Source organism: Mesorhizobium sp. WSM3860 (assembly GCF_002294995.1).
GTDB lineage: Bacteria > Pseudomonadota > Alphaproteobacteria > Rhizobiales > Rhizobiaceae > Mesorhizobium.
Genome location: NZ_NSGF01000019.1, coordinates 38,956 through 56,570 on the forward strand (window position 1 = coordinate 38,956; position 17,615 = coordinate 56,570).

Here is a 17,615-nt window from a genome sequence, read left to right on the forward strand (position 1 = left end):
CATCAGATCACCTCGACCGAACCACCGCGTAAATTTTCCCGACGCAGCTTTAAATAGGTGCGCATATTCGGCGCGATGCGGAAACCTTCCAGCCTGACGTCCTGGAGCGCTGACGCCCAGCCAAGCGCGTCATAACGCCCGCCATATGTTTCGATCGCCGCGGCGAGATCCTCGCGGCCCAATTGCCTGGCCAGGATGGCGCAGGCCGCGACCCGCGTTTCGATCGATCGGCCATATTTGGGCGCGAATGCCAACCCGCCGTCGGCGAGGTCGTCGACCTCGTGCGCAAGCTGCAGGAACAGGATGTCCTCATCGCCGGCCAGCACACCCTCCTGAAGAAGGCGCTCGGGGTCGCCGGTGTCGAATTTCATGGCGCCAACGCGGGCGACGAGGCCTTCAGCCCTCGGCCCGATCCGCGCCTCCAGCCATTTCCGGTGCGCTTCGCTGCGCCGGCTAGACCTGCCGTCCGGATACTGGCCGCTGTCATAGGCAGCGTGGAACATCGCCGCGATGACGAAATCGAGATCCCTTTCGAAATGCGCCACCGACGAGGCGGCGCCTACCGCATGGCAGATAAAGGGCCGTCCCGACTTTCGATAGCGGCCGTTGAACATCGCGCAGGCCATACGATAGGCGTTCTGGACGCGTAGAATGTCGTCCAGCGCGTGCCCGGCCTCGTGCAATTGGATATAGAACGCCGTATTGGTCTGGCGCGGAAAGAACAGATCTTTTCCGGTCAAGCAAGCCCCCGACTATGCGACCCGGGTTGCAGCCCTCGGAATGCGCGCCCGAAAATTGCAAATAAGATCTGTCAAGTCCAGCCTGGCCAATGGACGACCGTGGTTCAAATCCGGATGCCGAACCTGATGCCGTCGTAGATGGCGGCGTGAATATTGCGCGAGGCGACTGCGTCGCCGATACGGAACAGAACAAAGCCGCCTTCCGGATTGCGCGGCGGAAAAATGTCGCCGCCGCTCACCAGCCGCTCGTAGTCGACCGCGCCGCCATTCTTCGACAGCGGCTTCAGCGCGAGGTAGAGATCGTCGAGCGGCGCGGTGCCATGCTCGACCACCACCTGGTCGACGCGCCGCTCGCCGCGCCAGCCATCGGCGAAGTCCGACGCCAGTTCGGCAATGAGCTGGTTACCCTCGCGCCGCACCGAACGCAGGCGGGTGTTGATGGTGACGGTGACGCCTTTCTCGTGGAAGGCGCGCATATAGGGCACGTGGTTCAGGCCGCCCATTTCCGGCGCGAAGAAGCGTTCGGGCGAAACCAGCTCCAGCTTAGCGCCGCTGTTGGCAATCAATTCCGCCGCGCCCATGCCCTGATGGCCGCCATTGTCGTCATAGAGCAGCGCGTTCTCGGCCGGCTTCACGCTGCCGGCCATAATGTCCCAGCTCGAGGTAACGAGATTGTCGCCGGCTGTCAGCGGCGGGTTCTGCGGCAGGCCGCCGGTGGCGACGATCACCACATCCGGCGACAGTGCCAGGACATCGTCCTTCTCGGCCCATGTGTCGTAGCGGATCTCGACGCCGAGGCGATCGAGCTCGGCAAGCCGCCAATTGATGATGCCGATCAGCTCCTTGCGGCGCGGATTTTGCGTCGCGAGCCGCACCTGGCCGCCGGCCTGGCTGGATGCCTCGAGGATCGTCACCTGATGGCCCCGTTCGGCGGCGACACGTGCGGCTTCCAGACCGCCCGCCCCGGCTCCCACGACAACCACCCGCTTCTTCGGTCCTTCGCTTTTCGCGATGACGTGCGGGATCGTCGCTTCGCGGCCGGTGGCGGCGTTGTGGACGCAGAGCGCCTCGCCGCCTTCATAGATGCGATCGAGGCAGTAGGTGGCGCCGACGCAAGGCCGGATCTCGTGCTCGCGGCCTTCCATCACTTTCCGCACGATGTGCGGATCGGCGATGTGGGCGCGCGTCATGCCGACCATGTCCAGCTTTCCGGTGGCAATCGCGTGGCGCGCGGTGGCGACATCGGATATCCGCGCGGCGTGGAAGGTCGGGAACTTTGTCGCCGCCCTCACCTCGCCAGCGAAATCGAGATGCGGCGACGAGCGCATGCCGGTCACCGGGATGACCTTGGTCAGAGCCGCGTCGGTTTCGATCGAGCCGCGGATGATGTTGAGGAAGTCGACCTTGCCGGAGCCAGCGAGCCGTTTCGCAATCTCGACGCCCTCCTCCTTCGACAGACCTTTTTCGAAATCCTCGTCGGCGACCATGCGGATGCCGACGACGAATTGCTCGCCGACCGCGGCGCGAACCGCATCGAGCACCATGTTGGTGAAGCGCAGCCGGTTCTCGAGCGAGCCGCCGAAATCATCGTCGCGATGATTGGTGGCCGGCGACCAGAAGCCGTCCATCAGATGGCCGTAGGATTCGAACTCGATGCCGTCGAGGCCGGCCGCCTGGCAGCGCTGGGCGGCGGAGGCATAGTCGGCGACAATGCGCTCGATATCCCAGTCCTCGATGGCCTTCGGAAAGGCTCGATGCGCCGGCTCGCGCACCGGCGAGGCGGAAAGCACCGGCAGCCAGTCGGCCTTGTTCCAGCCGGTGCGGCGACCGAGATGGGTGATCTGGATCATGACCTTGCAGTCATGCTCATGACAGGCATCCGCAAGCTCGGCGAGCCACGGCACGATGGCGTCGTCATAGACATGCAGGTTGCCGAAGGCGGCCGGGCTGTCGCGCGACACGATGGCCGAGCCCGCCGTCATCGTCAGCGCCATGCCGCCCTTGGCCTTCTCGGCGTGGTAGAGCCGGTAGCGCTCCTTCGGCATGCCGTCCTCGGAATAAGCCGGCTCATGGCTGGTCGACATCACCCGGTTCTTCAGCGTCAGGTGCTTGAGCCGATAGGGTTGCAGAAGCGGGTCGTTGCTGGTCATCGTCTTCCTACCGTTTCAAATTGTGCGGGAGCTGCTCCCGCTTCCATTTCACGCATCGGATTCATCGGAAAACCGCTGCGCGGCTTTCGGTCCAATGCTAATGAGCCGCCAAACACGCCGGGTCCGCTCGATCGCGGCGCACTTTCAACTGATTGCGCCTGCCGCCCTTGCAATCATCGGCGGCAGCAAGGAGCCGTCCATGACCGACGCCAAAAACCTCACCCAGCTCGGCAAACACGTCGAGACGCCCCAGAGCCCCGAACAGGCGGTCCTGGAAACCGTGCCATTCGAGCGAGGCGACGGCCCGCCCGCGATCGTGCGCTTCACTTGCCCGGAATTCACCTCGCTCTGTCCGGTCACCGGCCAGCCCGACTTCGCCCACATCGTCATCGACTACGCGCCCGACAAGACGCTGGTGGAATCGAAGTCGCTGAAGCTGTTCATGACCTCGTTCCGCAACCATGGCGCCTTTCACGAGGAATGCACGGTCATGATCGGCCGCCGCATCGTCGAAGCGACCAAGCCGCTCTGGTTGCGCGTTGGCGGTTACTGGTTCCCGCGCGGCGGCATCCCCATCGACGTCTTCTGGCAGACTGGCGCACCGCCTGAAGGCGCGTGGCTGCCCGATACCGGGGTCGCGCCATATCGCGGGCGCGGCTGAAATTTGTTGCGAAAGGCCGGCGGGACAGCGCACCCCTCTGTCCTGCCGGACATCTCCCGCACTTGGAGGGAGATCGGATGTCACGCCGGCTTTCGCCAATCTCCATCGTTGCAAGATAGGCGGGCGTTGCAAGACAGGCGGGTCGCCGAAGCTGCCAATCTCGCCTCTTGTGGGGGAGATGGCCGGCAGGCCAGAGGGGGGCGCGAAGGATCGCCGGCGCCGAAGTTCAATCGTACTCATTCGCACTGGTACTGGCTGAGCGCCCATTCGCCGGTGACCGACAGAAGATCGGATATCTTCCAGTCGCCGCCGACCTTCTTCAGCTTCCATTCCAGACGGTGTTGGTGGCCTTCGACGACGAAGGCGACCACCACCTTGGCCTCGTCGCCATTAATCGCTTCGATGGTGTGCAGGCTCTTGTCGATGGCGAGCTTGTCGTAATCGGCATTGTCGAGCGCCATGTTGGGATCGAGGCACTCGCCCTGACCCGAGGCGCGCAGCGCGTCGGCTTTGTCGAGCACGCTCTTTGCTGGATCGCTGAAGTTCTTGCGCTGGGCCGGATCGAGCTCCAGCCCGAGATGCTCGTAGAAGGGCTTCACCACCGCCGTCGGCGATCCGGGCAGGACGGGCGCAGCTGGAGCCGGTTCGGCCGGCTTGCTTTCAGGCGCTGTGGCCGGCGCCGACTTGTCGTCCGCCGGCGCATTGTCGCCTGACGCCTTCGGCGGCGGCGAGCCGAACAGCCCTTGCGCGCAGGCACCGCCGTTCAGCCCCGCGGTCAGCATCGCCAAGCTCGACAGCGCGAGGACCAGACGCCGAAGCACGGCGTCACTCCGTCGAGGAGCCGCATTCCAGCGCGCTGAGCGTCCAGTCGCTGGTCTTGGACCGTATGTCGGCGATCTTCCACTTGCCGTCCACTTTCTTCAGCGACCACACCATTTCGCGTTTGGAGTCATCGCCTTCTGGGAAAAGATTGAAGCTTGCCGTCACCTCGGCGGTGTCGCCATTGACGGCCTCCGCAAGCTTCAGCGTCTTCGACACGGTCTTCTGGTCGAAATCCTGCGCGTCGAGGCCTGGGTCGAAGTCGATGCAGGATACCTCGTCGGGCTTCTCCTTGCGCGCCTTGTCGTTGGCTTCGAAGAGCTTGGTGACCGGCTCGGTGAAGCGGTCGCGGTACTTCGCGTCCGCCTCGAACTTCACTTCAGGCACATAGAAGAACTTCACGGCCTTGGAAGCCGGCCCGGCGAGCGCCGCGGCAGGCAAGGCGATCGACATGGCAACTGCCAGCATCATCGGTCTCATGCAGGATCTCCGGATGGTCGGCGGCGTGGTGGCACGATCACCACCACGCATCCTGCATATCGGCTTTTTCGCGGCGCATGAAGTCTTTGCGCTGCGCGGCTTAAGCTTCCAGCCAGACGTTCTGGAAGTCCATTTGATAGGTCTGGTGCATTGCGTAGTTCTTCACCTTCTTGCTCATGTGGCAGTAGAGCTTCTGCCAGAACGGCTGGATGATGACGCCGGAGTCCTGCAGGATCTGCTCGACGTCCTTCATCACCTCCTTGCGCTTGGCGACGTCGATCTGCGACAGCGCCTCCTTGAGCTTGGCGTCGAAATCCGGGTTCGAGAACGCGGTCTCGTTCCAGGCCTCGCCGGTACGGTAGCCCAGCGCCAGCACCTGCACGCCGAGCGGGCGCATGTACCAGATGGTCATGGAATAAGGATATTTCGTCCAGTCGTTCCAGAAGGTCGAACCGGGCAGCACCGTGCGCTTCACCTTGATGCCGGCATCGCGCAACTGGCCGGCGATGGCGTCGCCGGTGTTCTTCTGCCATTCGTCCTCGACCGTGATCAGCTCGTGCTCGAAGTCGGCCTGCCCGGCATCGGCCATCAGCTTCTTGGCGCCCGCGGCGTCCCGTTCCTTCTTGGGCAGCGGATAATATTCCGGATGGATCGGGCTGACATGGTGGTTCTCGCCGACCGTGCCGCGGCCGGCGTAGCCGAGCTGCATCACCTGGTTGTTGTCGACGGCCATCTGCAGCGCGTTGCGCACCCGTTTGTCATCGTAAGGCTTGTGCGTGATGTTGGTGCGCGCAACGAGCGTCGTCGCCGTTGCCACCTCCGATTTCACCAGATCCATCTTGTCGAGCGGATCGATGAAGTCGGCCGGCGTCTCGAAATCGAGGTCGATCTCGCCGGAATCGAATGCATTCAGCGTGGCATTGAAGTCGGTGCCGTAGTCGATGAATTCCACCCCGTCGAGCGGCGCTTCGCCACCCCACCACTTGCCGTTCTCGCGGCGCTTGACCACGGCTTTCTGGCCGACATCGTAAGACACCAGCTCGAAAGCTCCGGTGCCGATCGGCTTCTTGATCGGATCGGCGCCGTCCTTGTCGAAGTCGCGATGCACGACCAGCGCCGGATAGTCGGTGAAGCCCGGGATGATCGCGATATCGGCTTCTGACAGCTTCAACTTGACCGTATGGTCATCGACCTTGGTGATCGCGCCATCCCTTGCCTTGCCAGTCTTGGCGTCGACCAGCGCGCCAACGCGCGCGGCCATGGAATTGCCGGAAGCGCCCTTCTCGCACCAGCGATTGAGGTTGAAGACCACGTCATCGGCGTTGAATGCATCGCCATTGTTCCAGGTGACGCCTTTGCGCAGATGCAGCGTGTATTCGGTGGCGTCGTCGTTGACGTCCCAGCTTTCGAGCAGCACCGGCTCGAAAGTGAACTGGTGCGTGTAGCGCACGAGCGGCTCCAGCCAGGTGCGGGTGACGTTCGCCATCTCCGTCCAGTCATAGGTGCGCGGGTCCTTCTGCGCCTTGACCGACATCGCGACATGCAGCGTTCCGCCTTTCTTCGGCTCATCCGCCAGGGCTTTTGTCGGCGCGGGAAGGCCGATCATGCCATAGGCGAAGGCCGTCGATGCGCCGAAGGCACTTGCCAGCGCCAGGAATTCGCGCCGGTCCACGCGGCCCGCGCGCGCTTCTTCCGCCATCGCCTCGATGGCGGCAGGAACGCGATCACCGTTGCTTTTGAAGATTGTCATTTTTTCCTCCCATGTTGCGAAACATTGGCCATCCTGGTGCACTTCTTTTCAGTTGTAGATGGCGCCTGCAGCGTGAGCGAGCGTCCAGACGCTGTTGCCTGAGACAGTGAGAACTTGCTCCATCCCTGCCGCATTTCGAATATCGTATACGAGCCGTCTTGCGCGTCAAGCTTCTGGCGCATGATCTGGAGGACGATGCCGAGCGAAGAACCACCTTTCACACCTTCGCACGCTTCATCGGCCAGGTGTCCGCCACGCGGTAGCCAGCCGGCCAAGGGTCTTCAGGATCCAGCATGTGCTGATGGATGCCGGTGATCCAGCCGCGACCGCTGATCTGAGGGCGTATGGCGGGCATACCGCCAACCTCCGTGGTGCCGACGATCCTGCCGTGAAATTCTGACCCGATGATGGAAACACCGGTAAACCGATGCTCTGCCGTCATGTGACCCTTCGCGTGCAAGATCGCCATGCGGGCCGACACCGCTGTTCCGGTCGGCGATCGGTCGAGTTTGCCAGGTTTTATCGAAACGACGGATTTTGCGCGGAGGCGGCTGCCATCTTGGGTGATGGCGCCGGCAAAAAGACAGAACGAATGGTGGCGCCAATCGGGACGGTCGGGATGGAAGAATGCCATTTGTCGATTGGCCGCATCGGTAATGCGCGCCCCAAGTTCGGCGAGATCACGAGCCTCGTCGTTTTCCAGCGCAAGCCCAAGGGCCAGCGCGTCGACGACGACGAAACTGTCGCCTCCATAGGCGGTGTCGACCGTAATGGTGCCAAGGCCATCGACCTCGAGCGGCACACCGACCCTGCTGGCGAAAGACGGTACGTTTTCGACGGTGATGCGCTGGGCTTTTCCTCCGGCACAGTCGGCCCGCACGCGCACCAGGCCGCCCGGCGCCTCGAGCACCATTTCGGTTACCGGCTCCTGCATGGGAATGATGCCGGTGTCCAGAATTACCGTCGACACGCAGATCGAATTGGAGCCGGACATCGGGGGCGTATCCTCGGGCTCCATTATGATCCAAGCCATTTGCGCGGCGGGATGCTTGGGAGGGACCAGAAGGTTAACGTGCCGGAAGACGCCGCCGCGCGGTTCATTGAGAACGAAGTTACGAAGTCCGTTGTCTTCCGCGATCCATTTGCGCTGGTCCCAGACGGTGTCTCCCGGCGGGGGAGACACTCCGCCAACGATGACATCCCCGACTTCACCCTCCGCGTGGCAGGAAACTACATGGATGACTTTCGTGCTTCGCATTCGGGAGTCCCCAGAGCCACGGCGTCCGATTGGATATCGTATACGATCTTCGGTTCGCGTCAAGGCTCGATTGAAGGGAAATGGGCCCGTCGTTACTGATCGGCCCGGCTCAAAAGAGCCGGCGCCAGGCGGCATCTCGCGGCATGCAAAGGCTTGGGTTGAGCAAAATCCCGCGCGCATTTGATCACGAACATCGTCTACGATATCTATGTTTGCAGATCTGACGCTCCTTGCGGAGACTCTACACGTGCCATTTGCATTTGCCGACATTCCCGATCTGGGTGCCGCACCGACCGCTTCCGACGTGGTTTTGAAGTTCATACGCGGAGCAATCATATCGGGGTCGCTGGATGAGGGCGAACCAATCAGGCAAGACGACGTCGCCCGCATGTTCAACATCAGCAAGATCCCGGTGCGCGAAGCTTTGAAGCGGCTCGAGGCAGAGGGTTTCGTGGCATTTCAGCGAAACAAGGGCGCAATTGTCGCCAGCATGTCGGAACCGGAGATCGTGCAGATTTTCGAGGTCCGAGCCATGCTGGAATCGAACGCAATTCGGCTCTCCTTCCCCCACATGAACGAGAAGACCTTCGATAAAGCGCAAGCAAGTTGCGACGCCTTCGCGAAGGAAACCGACGTCGGCCGCTGGGCGGAACTAAATTGGGAGTTCCATTCCAGTCTTTATCTAGACGCCGGGCGACCATATCTCCTCCGCATGATCCGGTCGGTTAACGATCGAATCGAACGCTATCTTCGAGTTCAGCTGACGATTTCCGGCGGTCATGAGCTTGCGGATCGAGAACATCGCGAAATCCTGGCCGCCTGCCGCGCTGGCGAGACCGAACACGCCGCAAAATTGGTCTACGATCATATCATGAACGCCTGTCAATCGCTTCAGAAACACCTGGCGAACGGCAGGGTGCGCGCTGGCTGAGCCATCGGCTTGCCGTCAGTCACCCTTGCCGACGCCTCTGCCCGTTTTTGATCAACTAACGCTATCAGGCAGCTTCTCCTCGCGCCGCGCGATCAAATCCTTGAGACCTTCGGCGATGCCCTCTTCGAGCTTCGGCTCCTGATAGTCGGCGAGCATGTTGCGCGCCTTTTCGAGGCCGCGCGTGTCGTGATCCTTCGCGCCCTCGGCTGTCCATTGTTCGAAGGAATTGAAGTCCATGATGCTCGGCATGAAGAAGGCGCGCTCGAAATGCTCGAGCGTGTGCTGCGTGCCGAGAAAATGCCCTTGCGGACCGACTTCGCGGATCGCCGCCATGGCCTCCTTGAAATCATCGAAGGGAACGCCGCCGGCATATTTGTACCAGCCGACAAGCTGTTCGCAGTCGGTGGCGAATTTCGAATAGCCGCAAGTGAGGCCCGCCTCGAGCCAGCCGGCGGAGTGCCAGATGTAATTGGCGCCGGCGAGGATCGCGGCATGCATCAGCATGTTCGCCTCGTAGCCGGCCTGCGCGTCGTTGAGCTTGGAGCCGACATGGAAGCCCGAGGTGCGCCAGGGCAGTTTGTATTTCCGCGCCAGCGCGCCCATCAGATACATCATCTGGGCGGCCTCCGGCGTGCCGCCCATCGGGGCGCCGGTCTTCATGTCGACGGTCACCATGAACTGACCGTATATCTGCGGCGAACCGGGACGGATGAGCTGGGTGAATGCGACGCCTGCCAGCGCCTCGGCATTCACCTGCGCCACCGCGCCGACGGCCGAGGCCGAGGTCGAGGCGCCGCAGAGCGCAAACGGCGCCAGGATCAGCGGTTGGTTGTGGCGGGCATAGACCCGCATCGCGTCGAGCATGGTGGCGTCCCACACCAGCGGCGAATTGCAATTGGTGATCGCCACCAGCACCGGATTGTCGCGCACGAACTCCTCGCCGAACACGATTGCAGCCATCGCCATCGTGTCCTCGGCCCGCTCCTTCGACGTCACGATGCCCATGAAGGGCTTGTCGGAATGCTTCAGCGCCGAATGGATGATGTGCAGGTGCCGCTTCGGCACCGCGATTTCCATCGGCTCGCAGATGATCGAGCTCGACGAATGCAGCGCCGGCGCCATGTAAGCGAGCTTGTGAAAATTGTTGAGGTCGTTGAGCGTGCCGTAGCGCCGCTTGTTGTCGAGGTCGCGTACATAGGGCGCGCCGTACATCGGCACGAAGATCGAGTTCTTGCCGCCGACACGGACGGTGCGCTCGGGATTGCGCGCATTGAGCGTGAATTCCGGCGGGACCTTCGAGACCAGCTCCATCAGCAGCGCGCGGTCGATGCGGACACGTGTGTCCTTGACGTCGGCGCCAGCCGCCTTCCAAAGCGCGATCGCTTCGTCGTCGCGGAACTCGCAGCCAACCTCCTCGAGGATTTTGAGCGACTCCTCGTGGATCAGTTCCACTGCCTCGTCGGGCACGATCTCATAGACGGGAATCTGGCGAACGAGCGTCGGGAAGGACGCAACGGGCGCGCTTCTCAGCGCCTTGCGCCCAAGGCGGCCGCCGCCGCGACGGTGGGTCGGTTCAGTCAATTCAGCGGCCGGTGCGTTCATGTTGTCTCCTTGATCCCGCCCGACCAAGTTAGCGACACGAAATATGGATGTGACGCTGGAAAATCCTGATCTCTTGTATAAGCTGCGCTTATGCGAAGCCTACGCCACCTCCTGCCCTCGGCCGGCAGCCTCGTCGTCTTCGAGGCGGCAGGCCGGCTGTCGAGCTTTACCGCCGCCGGGCGCGAGCTCGGCATGACCCAGGCGGCCGTCTCCTATGCCGTGCGCGGACTGGAGGAACAGCTCGGCGCCAAGCTGTTCCAGCGCCGCCACCGCCAGGTGCTCCTGACGGAGGCCGGCGAGCGCTTCCACGCGGACGTCTCGCTCGGGCTGTCGCATATCCGCAAATCTGCCGAGGACCTTCGCCTGCAGGCGACCGGCGGCCATGTGACCCTTGCCGCCTCGACCGCCTTCGGCTCCTTCTGGATGATGCCGCGTTTGCAGCAGTTCCGTGACCAGCTGCCTGGCATCGACCTGCGCATCCAGACCGCCGACCGCGATCTCGACATCATCGCCGAGGGCATTCCGCTCGGCGTGCGCGGCGGCGTGCCGCGTGACTGGCCGGACTATCACTCGCTGTCGCTCTCCGACGAAGAGATCTTCCCGGTCGCCGGCCCCAGCTATCTCGCCAAATTCGGCATGCCGAAGACGGTCGAGGAACTGGCCACGCACCGGCTGATCCATCTCGAGGAGCCCTATCGCGAGGCGCCGAACTGGGACGAATGGTTCGCGTCGGCCGGAACCAGCCTTCGCAATGCCGAGCGCGGCCTGCGCATCAACGACTATGCCCTGGTGATCCAAGCGGTGATGGAAGGGCAAGGCATCTCGCTTGGCTGGCGGCATCTGGTCGAGCGGCTGGTGACATCAGGGCTGCTGGTGCCGGTGACCGAGCATGTGATGAGGACCGGCATCGGCTTCCACGTCATCTGGCCGAAGAACCGCGAGCTCAGCGACAACGCTCGCAAGGTCAGGGACTGGCTGGTCGCGCAGGCGTGAAGTAGCCCCTCCCCCACACCGTTCGAATCCGCCTATAATCCTCGCATGCCCATTCGCCAGCTTTCCGAAACGATGATCAACCAGATCGCCGCCGGCGAGGTCATCGAGCGTCCGGCAAGCGTGGTGAAGGAGCTGGTCGAGAACGCGCTCGACGCCGGCGCGTCGCGCGTCGAGATCGTCACCGCCGGCGGCGGGCTCTCGCTCATCCGCGTCACCGACGACGGCTCGGGCATTCCCGAGCGCGAACTGGCGCTGGCGATTGCCCGACACTGCACGTCGAAGCTGTCGGACGATATCCACGACATCCGTTCGCTGGGATTCCGCGGCGAGGCGCTGCCATCGATAGGCTCGGTGGCCAGGCTTTCGATTCGCTCGCGCACGGCCGCCGGCGACAGCGCGGCCGAGATCAGCATCGAGGGCGGCCGGGTGTCGGCCGTCAAGCCGGCGGCGGCCAACCGCGGCACCACCGTCGAAGTGCGCGACCTGTTCTTCGCCACGCCGGCACGGCTCAAATTCATGAAGGGCGAGCGCGCCGAAAGCTCGACCACCAGCGACGTGGTGAAGCGCATCGCCATCGCCTTCCCCGCCGTGCGCTTCACTCTTGCCGGATCCGACCGCTCGACGCTGGAGCTGCCGGCGACCGGCGACACGCCGGAGGGCCGGCTCGCCCGCGTCGCGCAAGTGATGGGCGCCGACTTCCCCGCGAATGCCATTGCCATCGATGCCCTGCGGGACGGCGTGCATCTTGCCGGCCACGTCTCGATCCCTTCCTACACCCGCGCCAACGCGCTGCAGCAATATGCCTATGTCAACGGCCGGCCGGTGCGCGACAAGCTGATCGCCGGCGCGATCCGCGGCGCCTTCGCCGACGTGCTGCCGCGCGACCGGCACGCGGTCACCGTGTTGTTCCTTTCGCTCGATCCGGCAACCGTCGACGTGAACGTCCATCCGGCCAAGGCCGACGTGCGTTTCCGCGATCCGGGCCTGGTGCGCGGGCTGATCGTCGGCGCCATTCGCGAGGCGCTGGCCGGCGCCGGCATCCGCGCCGCGCCCACCAGCGCGGCCGGCATGATGGCGGCTTTCCGGCCCGGTGCTGCGCCCTATTCGCATCCCGGGCCGGCCAATGGCCACCGCAGCTATGAGGCCGCGTTTCGCGCCTCCGGCTTCAGCGGCTTCGACCCGTCCCGCTCGCCACAACGTCCGCTCGACATGGGCGAAGCGCGGCCAGCGCGAGGCGGCTTCGCCGACAACGATCAGGCTGCCTTCGACACCGGACCGATGGCGAGCGCCGACGCGCGGGCGGGCATCGCCGAGCCGGCCGAGGCGCTGCTCGGCATGGTGCTAGGGGCGGCGCGCGCGCAGGTGCATGAGAACTACATTGTCGCCCAGACCAGGGATTCGCTGATCATCGTCGACCAGCATGCCGCACATGAGCGCCTGGTCTACGAGGCGCTGAAGAACGCGCTGCACTCGCGGGCCGTGCCTTCGCAGATGCTGCTTTTGCCCGAGATCGTCGACCTTCCGGAAGAGGATGCCGAGCGGCTGGCGATGCATTCCGAGACGCTGGCCAGATTCGGACTCGGCCTGGAGCGCTTCGGCCCGGGCGCTGTGGCGATTCGCGAGACGCCATCGATGCTCGGCGAAACCAATGTGCAGCAGCTGGTGCGCGACCTTGCCGACGAGATCGCCGACAACGACACGGTCGAGACGCTGAAGGAACGGCTGGACCGAATAGCCGCTACCATGGCCTGCCACGGCTCGGTACGCTCCGGCCGGCTGCTCAAGGCCGAGGAGATGAACGCGCTGCTGCGCCAGATGGAGGCGACGCCGGGCTCCGGCACCTGCAACCATGGCAGGCCGACCTATATCGAGCTGAAACTGGCCGACATCGAAAGGCTGTTCGGGCGGAGGTGAGCGCGCCAAGGCCGCCCCTCACCCAGCCTCCGCTTCGCTCGGCTGACCTCTCCCTATGGGGCCCTATGGGGAGAGGAGACTTTCAGCGCCAGCGCCAACCTCTTCTCCCCGACGCGGAGAAGGTGGCTGCGTAGCGGCCGGATGAGGGGGCAAGAAAAGGGCCGCTCGAGGCGGCTCTTTTCTTGAGTCAGGAACCGGCCTCAACCCTCTGACTTACCGCTTCAAATTCACCACGATGACGCCACCCAGCGCCAGCGCGCCGCCGAGGATGCCGAGCAGCGTCGGCACTTCGCCCAGCCAGAAGAAGCCGATCAGGGCGGAGGTCGGCGACACCAGATAAAGGAAGTTCGAGGCGCGCGCGGCCGGCAGGCGCGACAGCGCCGTCGCCCAGGCGGCATAGGCGATCAGGCTCGGCACGACGCCGAGATAGATGACAGCGCCAAGGCCGGCCATGTCGGCGACCGCGGCCTGCGCAAACGCTTCCGGCAGGAATGGCGCGAGGCAGAGCGCGCCGAGCACCATGTTGGAGGCGGCAATCGTCAGCGGATGATGGCGGGCAAAGAGCGGCTTCTGGACGATGGTGTTGACGGCCGAGCAGAGCGCCGAGCCCAGCACCAGCAGCGCGCCGGCGTTGAAATGCAGGCCGTTGCCGTCGGCGACCGCGATGATGCCGATACCGGCAAACGAGATCACCGTGCCCAGCCAGGCCATGCCGGAAAAACGCTCGCCGAGCAGCGCCATCGCCATGATTGCCGTGAAGATCGGGCTGACATTGATGATGAACCCGGCGGCGCCCGCCGAGACGGTCAGCTCGCCGAAATTGAGCATCGCCGTATAGAGCGCGACGAAGATGGCGCCACCGAAGCCAAAGCGCCACAACTCGTCAACCTTGGGCAGCGCCGGACGCTTGACCGCAAGGAAGATCGCCGCCGGCACGGCCGCGATGGCGAAGCGCAGCGCGCCGAGCTCCAGCGGCTGGAAGGCGGCAAGGCCGGCGCGGATCGCCGGGAAGGCCGACGCCCAGCCGATCACCGTGAGAACCACCGCGATCGCCGCCGTGGTGTCCATGCGCTGTGTCTCATTCAACGTGCCGGTGTAAGCGCTCATTGCCGAATCCTCGTCTTTCAGTGCCACAGAGAGACAAAACGCTATTGCCGGCCGATTGACAAACGAGCAATTCGAGGGTCAGCTGTGAGCATGCTTCACAGCTCTGACCAGCTATTGCCGCTCGAGACTTTGCGCGCCTTCGACGCGGCGGCGCGGACCGGAAGCTTTTCCGCGGCGGCCGAAAGGCTCAACCTCACCCATGGCGCGGTCAGCCGTCAGATCGCCAAGCTGGAGGACTGGCTCGGGCTCAAGGTGTTCGAGCGCAACGCGCGCGGCGTCACGCTGACCAATGAGGGCAACCGGCTGCATCTTCGCACCACAGAGGCCTTCGCGCTGATCTCGGTCAATTCCGACCGCTGGGTCGAGCCGCGCGGCACCGCGGTGGTGCGGCTGGCTTCGATCCCTTCGGTCAGCGGCCTTTGGCTGATGCCGCGTATGGCCGCGCTCGAAAACAACCCGACGCGGCTGCGCATCGTGCTCGACGTCGACAACCGTCAGGCAGACCTTGCCGACGAAGGCATCGACCTTTCGGTGCGCTGCGGGCGCGGCCGCATCCCGGGCCGCGTCTCGGTGCAGCTTTTCGAGGAGCACATCTTCCCGATCGCCTCGCCGGAGCTGGCGAAGGAGATCGGCCAGGGCGACCCGGCCCGGCTGCTCAAATTCCCGCTGATCAACGATTCCGACGCTTCCGCCTGGCGCGCCTGGTTTGCGGCCCAGGACGTCGACTACCGCCCGCGCCCGCAGGACCGGCGCTTCGAAGACTACAATCTGGTGCTCGACGCGGCGGCGCACGGCCTCGGCATCGCGCTGGCGCGGCCGCCGTTGACGCAGGACCAGTTGAAGTCGGGCCGGATTGTCCCCGTTGACGAGCGGCTCGCGCTCAATCCGGTGTCCTACTGGCTCGACCGTCCGGTCGGACGGCCGCGCGCGGCCGCCGCCGATCTCGCCAGGCGGATCGCCGAACAGGCGGGGCTGGCGCCGGAGAAGCTCGAAGCCTTCCTGCAGGACGACGACTAGATCGGCCGGATCAGCGAAGCAGCATCAGCACGATCGTGGTAGTCGCAGCCGAGACGACGGCCGTCACGAGGGATATTGCCCACAGCGGCGTCTGGCCGGGTTCGGATCGCGGGGCATGGCCGGGGCGGCGAACGCCTCCCCGCGGCGATACGTTGGCGTTAGCTGCAACCAGCACTCCGGAAGCAAGGGCCGGCGAGAACGAAGACGGCGGCGCCGCCACGGCCTTTGCGGTGTCGTCGGCGGCCGCCGGTGGAACCTGGGGTGTCGCCCGAGAAGGCTGATCGGCATCAGCCGCCTGCCTGCCTGCCGGAGATTTCGTCGAGGCGCCATCAGAGCCGGCATCGGGTTCCAGGACGGCTCGGTAGGCGTTCTCGATCTCGGCCGAGGACAGACGCTGAGTTGGTTGAGCGGCCGGCAACGAGCCGTTCAGCGCCTGCGCGGCCACCGGTGCGGAGGGCAAGACGGAGGGCGCCGGCGGCTGGACGACCGCCTTGACCAGCGCCGCGGTCGCAGGGTCGGCCTGGGGCGACGGCACCGGCTGCGGCGTAAGCGCCTCTTTCAGCAGCGACGTCATGCTGGCATTGGTGATGTTCATGCTTCCTGACAACCATTGTGCCAATCGGCATACTACATCAGCATTGCGCCAAGCTTGACCTTGCCTATGATTTGTGGCGATTGAAGCCCCATGAACTTAAGCGCCATTTCATGATGAACCGTTTTGAAGGCCCCGGCGGCAAGGAAGCGCGCATCCGCTATCTCGACGGCGACTTCCAGGTGACGAGCCCTGGCGCATTTGTGCGCTGCGCCGTGACCGGCGAGAGCATTCCGCTGGACGAGCTCAAATATTGGAGCATTGCCAGGCAGGAGCCATATGTGAACGCGGCAGCGTCGCTGCGGCGTGAGATCGAGGCACATCCGGAGATGAGAAGCCGGCGGTAGTCCCTCACCTTCGTCATCCTAGGGCGAAGCAGGAGCGTAGCGACGTCGCGGAGACCCTAGGATCCATGCCGTTACCTAGGCCGAAAGATGCAGCGGTGCAGAAGCTTCTGCCAATCCGCATCGCAGATTCTGCGTCGTTGCAACGCTCGCAGTTCACGGCATGGATCCTAGGGTCTGCACTCCGCTTCGCGTCGCTCCGCCCTAGGATGACGACCCCCGCATCTTGCGCTGCCGCCATGCATCCAGGGTCTCACTGATGATGCGCTCAGGCACGTGGTCGATCTCGAACACGGCGTCGATCTCCAGCACATCGAGGTGCTCCAGGAAGCCGGCGGGTGCCGCGCCGTGGCGAAGCCGGGCGGCATCCTTTGCCGTGGTGACAAGCTGAAGCCCCTCGCGCTCGGCAAGCGCCGCCAGATCGGCAAGCTCGTCCGCGGCGTAGAAATGATGGTCGGGGAAAGCGCGCGACAGCGCGACGTCGCCGCCGGCGGCGCGCAGCGTGTCGAAGAATTTCTCCGGATGGCCGATGCCGGCAAAGGCAAGGAAGCGCCCGCCGGCAAATCGCGCCGGATTCGCCGGCTCGACATGGGCCAAAAAGATCGGCCGGCCGGCGCGCGCCGCCTGGCGCACCACCGTATCGGCGGCGCTCCCCTCGCCCATCTTCAGCAAGCCGCCGGTGAAGACCAACTGATCGACGATCTTGGCCCGGAGCGGCCCGCCCGGGATGACGCGGCCATTGCCGATGCCGAAACGCGCGTCGACCACGACCAGCGCGTAGTCGATGTGGATGCGGGCCGACTGGAAACCGTCATCCATGATCAGGAAGTCGCAGCCATGCTCTGCCATCAGCAGTTTGGCGCCGGCGGCGCGGTTGGCCGTCACCGCGACCGGCGCATGCTCGGCAAGCAGCAGCGGCTCGTCGCCGACATGCTTGGCCGCGTCGTGATGCGCATCGACGACATGCGGCTTGGCGAAGGAGCCGCCATGGCCGCGCGACAGGAAGCCGGGCGTGAGCTGCATTTGCTTTGCCTGTTTCGCCAGCGCGATGGCGACCGGCGTCTTGCCGCTGCCGCCGACGGTGAAGTTGCCGACGCAGAGCACAGGTGCCGCGACCTTCTCCCGCGGCGCGTGCCGCATGCGGCGCCCAGCCACCATTCCATAAATCGCGGACACCGGCGAAAGCGCCAGCACGCGCCAGTCCGGTTTTTCCCACCAGAAGGGCGGCGCTTCGCTGGTCATGGCGTGACTTCCATG

The 17,615-nt window shown here is 64.4% G+C and carries 16 protein-coding genes; 6 read left to right on the top strand and 10 right to left on the bottom strand.

Annotation, left to right across the window (positions count from 1 at the left end; translation table 11 throughout):
* Nucleotides 1-2 precede the first annotated feature (2 nt).
* Complete coding sequence (locus CK220_RS24840) at nucleotides 3-740, bottom strand: HD domain-containing protein (RefSeq protein ID WP_095814042.1); 738 nt, start codon at nucleotides 738-740, stop codon at nucleotides 3-5.
* Nucleotides 741-844: 104 nt separating this feature from the next.
* Nucleotides 845-2,890, bottom strand: coding sequence for an NADH:flavin oxidoreductase (locus CK220_RS24845; protein ID WP_095814043.1), 2,046 nt, complete (start codon nucleotides 2,888-2,890; stop codon nucleotides 845-847).
* 199 nt (nucleotides 2,891-3,089) lie between these two features.
* On the opposite strand from CK220_RS24845, the gene queF reads away from it, so the two are divergent.
* Complete coding sequence (gene queF, locus CK220_RS24850) at nucleotides 3,090-3,551, top strand: preQ(1) synthase (protein ID WP_067330169.1); 462 nt, start codon at nucleotides 3,090-3,092, stop codon at nucleotides 3,549-3,551.
* Between the two features lie 236 nt (nucleotides 3,552-3,787).
* Here the strand turns inward: queF and CK220_RS24860 are convergent, their stop codons facing one another.
* The 4 genes from CK220_RS24860 to CK220_RS24875 form a co-directional block, all read right to left on the bottom strand.
* Complete coding sequence (locus tag CK220_RS24860; protein ID WP_095814044.1) at nucleotides 3,788-4,372, bottom strand: hypothetical protein; 585 nt, start codon at nucleotides 4,370-4,372, stop codon at nucleotides 3,788-3,790.
* A 4-nt stretch (nucleotides 4,373-4,376) separates the two neighbouring features.
* Complete coding sequence (locus CK220_RS24865) at nucleotides 4,377-4,850, bottom strand: DUF3828 domain-containing protein (protein ID WP_095814045.1); 474 nt, start codon at nucleotides 4,848-4,850, stop codon at nucleotides 4,377-4,379.
* A 100-nt stretch (nucleotides 4,851-4,950) separates the two neighbouring features.
* Nucleotides 4,951-6,600: an ABC transporter substrate-binding protein gene (locus CK220_RS24870; protein ID WP_095814046.1), complete on the bottom strand. Its 1,650-nt coding sequence runs from the start codon at nucleotides 6,598-6,600 to the stop codon at nucleotides 4,951-4,953.
* A gap of 217 nt (nucleotides 6,601-6,817) precedes the next feature.
* Complete coding sequence (locus CK220_RS24875; RefSeq protein ID WP_095814047.1) at nucleotides 6,818-7,858, bottom strand: proline racemase family protein; 1,041 nt, start codon at nucleotides 7,856-7,858, stop codon at nucleotides 6,818-6,820.
* Between the two features lie 247 nt (nucleotides 7,859-8,105).
* Between CK220_RS24875 and CK220_RS24880 the strand changes: the two genes are divergently transcribed.
* Nucleotides 8,106-8,789 carry a GntR family transcriptional regulator gene (locus CK220_RS24880; protein WP_095814104.1) on the top strand — a complete coding sequence of 228 codons (684 nt, stop codon included), beginning with the start codon at nucleotides 8,106-8,108 and terminating at the stop codon, nucleotides 8,787-8,789.
* Nucleotides 8,790-8,840: 51 nt separating this feature from the next.
* Here the strand turns inward: CK220_RS24880 and CK220_RS24885 are convergent, their stop codons facing one another.
* Complete coding sequence (locus CK220_RS24885; protein WP_095814048.1) at nucleotides 8,841-10,391, bottom strand: trimethylamine methyltransferase family protein; 1,551 nt, start codon at nucleotides 10,389-10,391, stop codon at nucleotides 8,841-8,843.
* 90 nt (nucleotides 10,392-10,481) lie between these two features.
* Between CK220_RS24885 and CK220_RS24890 the strand changes: the two genes are divergently transcribed.
* Together CK220_RS24890 and mutL are read left to right on the top strand one after the other, a co-directional pair.
* Nucleotides 10,482-11,384 (top strand): LysR substrate-binding domain-containing protein, encoded by a 903-nt coding sequence (locus CK220_RS24890; RefSeq protein ID WP_095814049.1) that lies wholly within the window; start codon nucleotides 10,482-10,484, stop codon nucleotides 11,382-11,384.
* Between the two features lie 45 nt (nucleotides 11,385-11,429).
* Complete coding sequence (gene mutL / locus CK220_RS24895) at nucleotides 11,430-13,298, top strand: DNA mismatch repair endonuclease MutL (protein ID WP_095814050.1); 1,869 nt, start codon at nucleotides 11,430-11,432, stop codon at nucleotides 13,296-13,298.
* Between the two features lie 213 nt (nucleotides 13,299-13,511).
* Here mutL and CK220_RS24900 read toward each other — a convergent pair whose 3' ends face one another.
* Nucleotides 13,512-14,405, bottom strand: a complete 894-nt coding sequence (locus tag CK220_RS24900; RefSeq protein ID WP_095814051.1) for an EamA family transporter — start codon at nucleotides 14,403-14,405, stop codon at nucleotides 13,512-13,514.
* Between the two features lie 90 nt (nucleotides 14,406-14,495).
* Here CK220_RS24900 and CK220_RS24905 point away from each other — a divergent pair, with 90 nt between their 5' ends.
* Nucleotides 14,496-15,422, top strand: a complete 927-nt coding sequence (locus tag CK220_RS24905; protein WP_095814052.1) for a LysR family transcriptional regulator — start codon at nucleotides 14,496-14,498, stop codon at nucleotides 15,420-15,422.
* Nucleotides 15,423-15,432: 10 nt separating this feature from the next.
* On the opposite strand, the gene CK220_RS24910 is transcribed toward CK220_RS24905, so the two are convergent.
* Entirely contained in the window at nucleotides 15,433-16,017 is a 585-nt protein-coding gene (locus CK220_RS24910; protein WP_095814053.1) for a hypothetical protein, read from the bottom strand.
* A 110-nt stretch (nucleotides 16,018-16,127) separates the two neighbouring features.
* On the opposite strand from CK220_RS24910, the gene CK220_RS24915 reads away from it, so the two are divergent.
* Nucleotides 16,128-16,361, top strand: a complete 234-nt coding sequence (locus CK220_RS24915) for a DUF2093 domain-containing protein (RefSeq protein ID WP_095814105.1) — start codon at nucleotides 16,128-16,130, stop codon at nucleotides 16,359-16,361.
* A 201-nt stretch (nucleotides 16,362-16,562) separates the two neighbouring features.
* Here the strand turns inward: CK220_RS24915 and lpxK are convergent, their stop codons facing one another.
* Complete coding sequence (lpxK, locus tag CK220_RS24920) at nucleotides 16,563-17,600, bottom strand: tetraacyldisaccharide 4'-kinase (protein ID WP_095814054.1); 1,038 nt, start codon at nucleotides 17,598-17,600, stop codon at nucleotides 16,563-16,565.
* Between the last annotated feature and the right edge of the window lie 15 nt (nucleotides 17,601-17,615).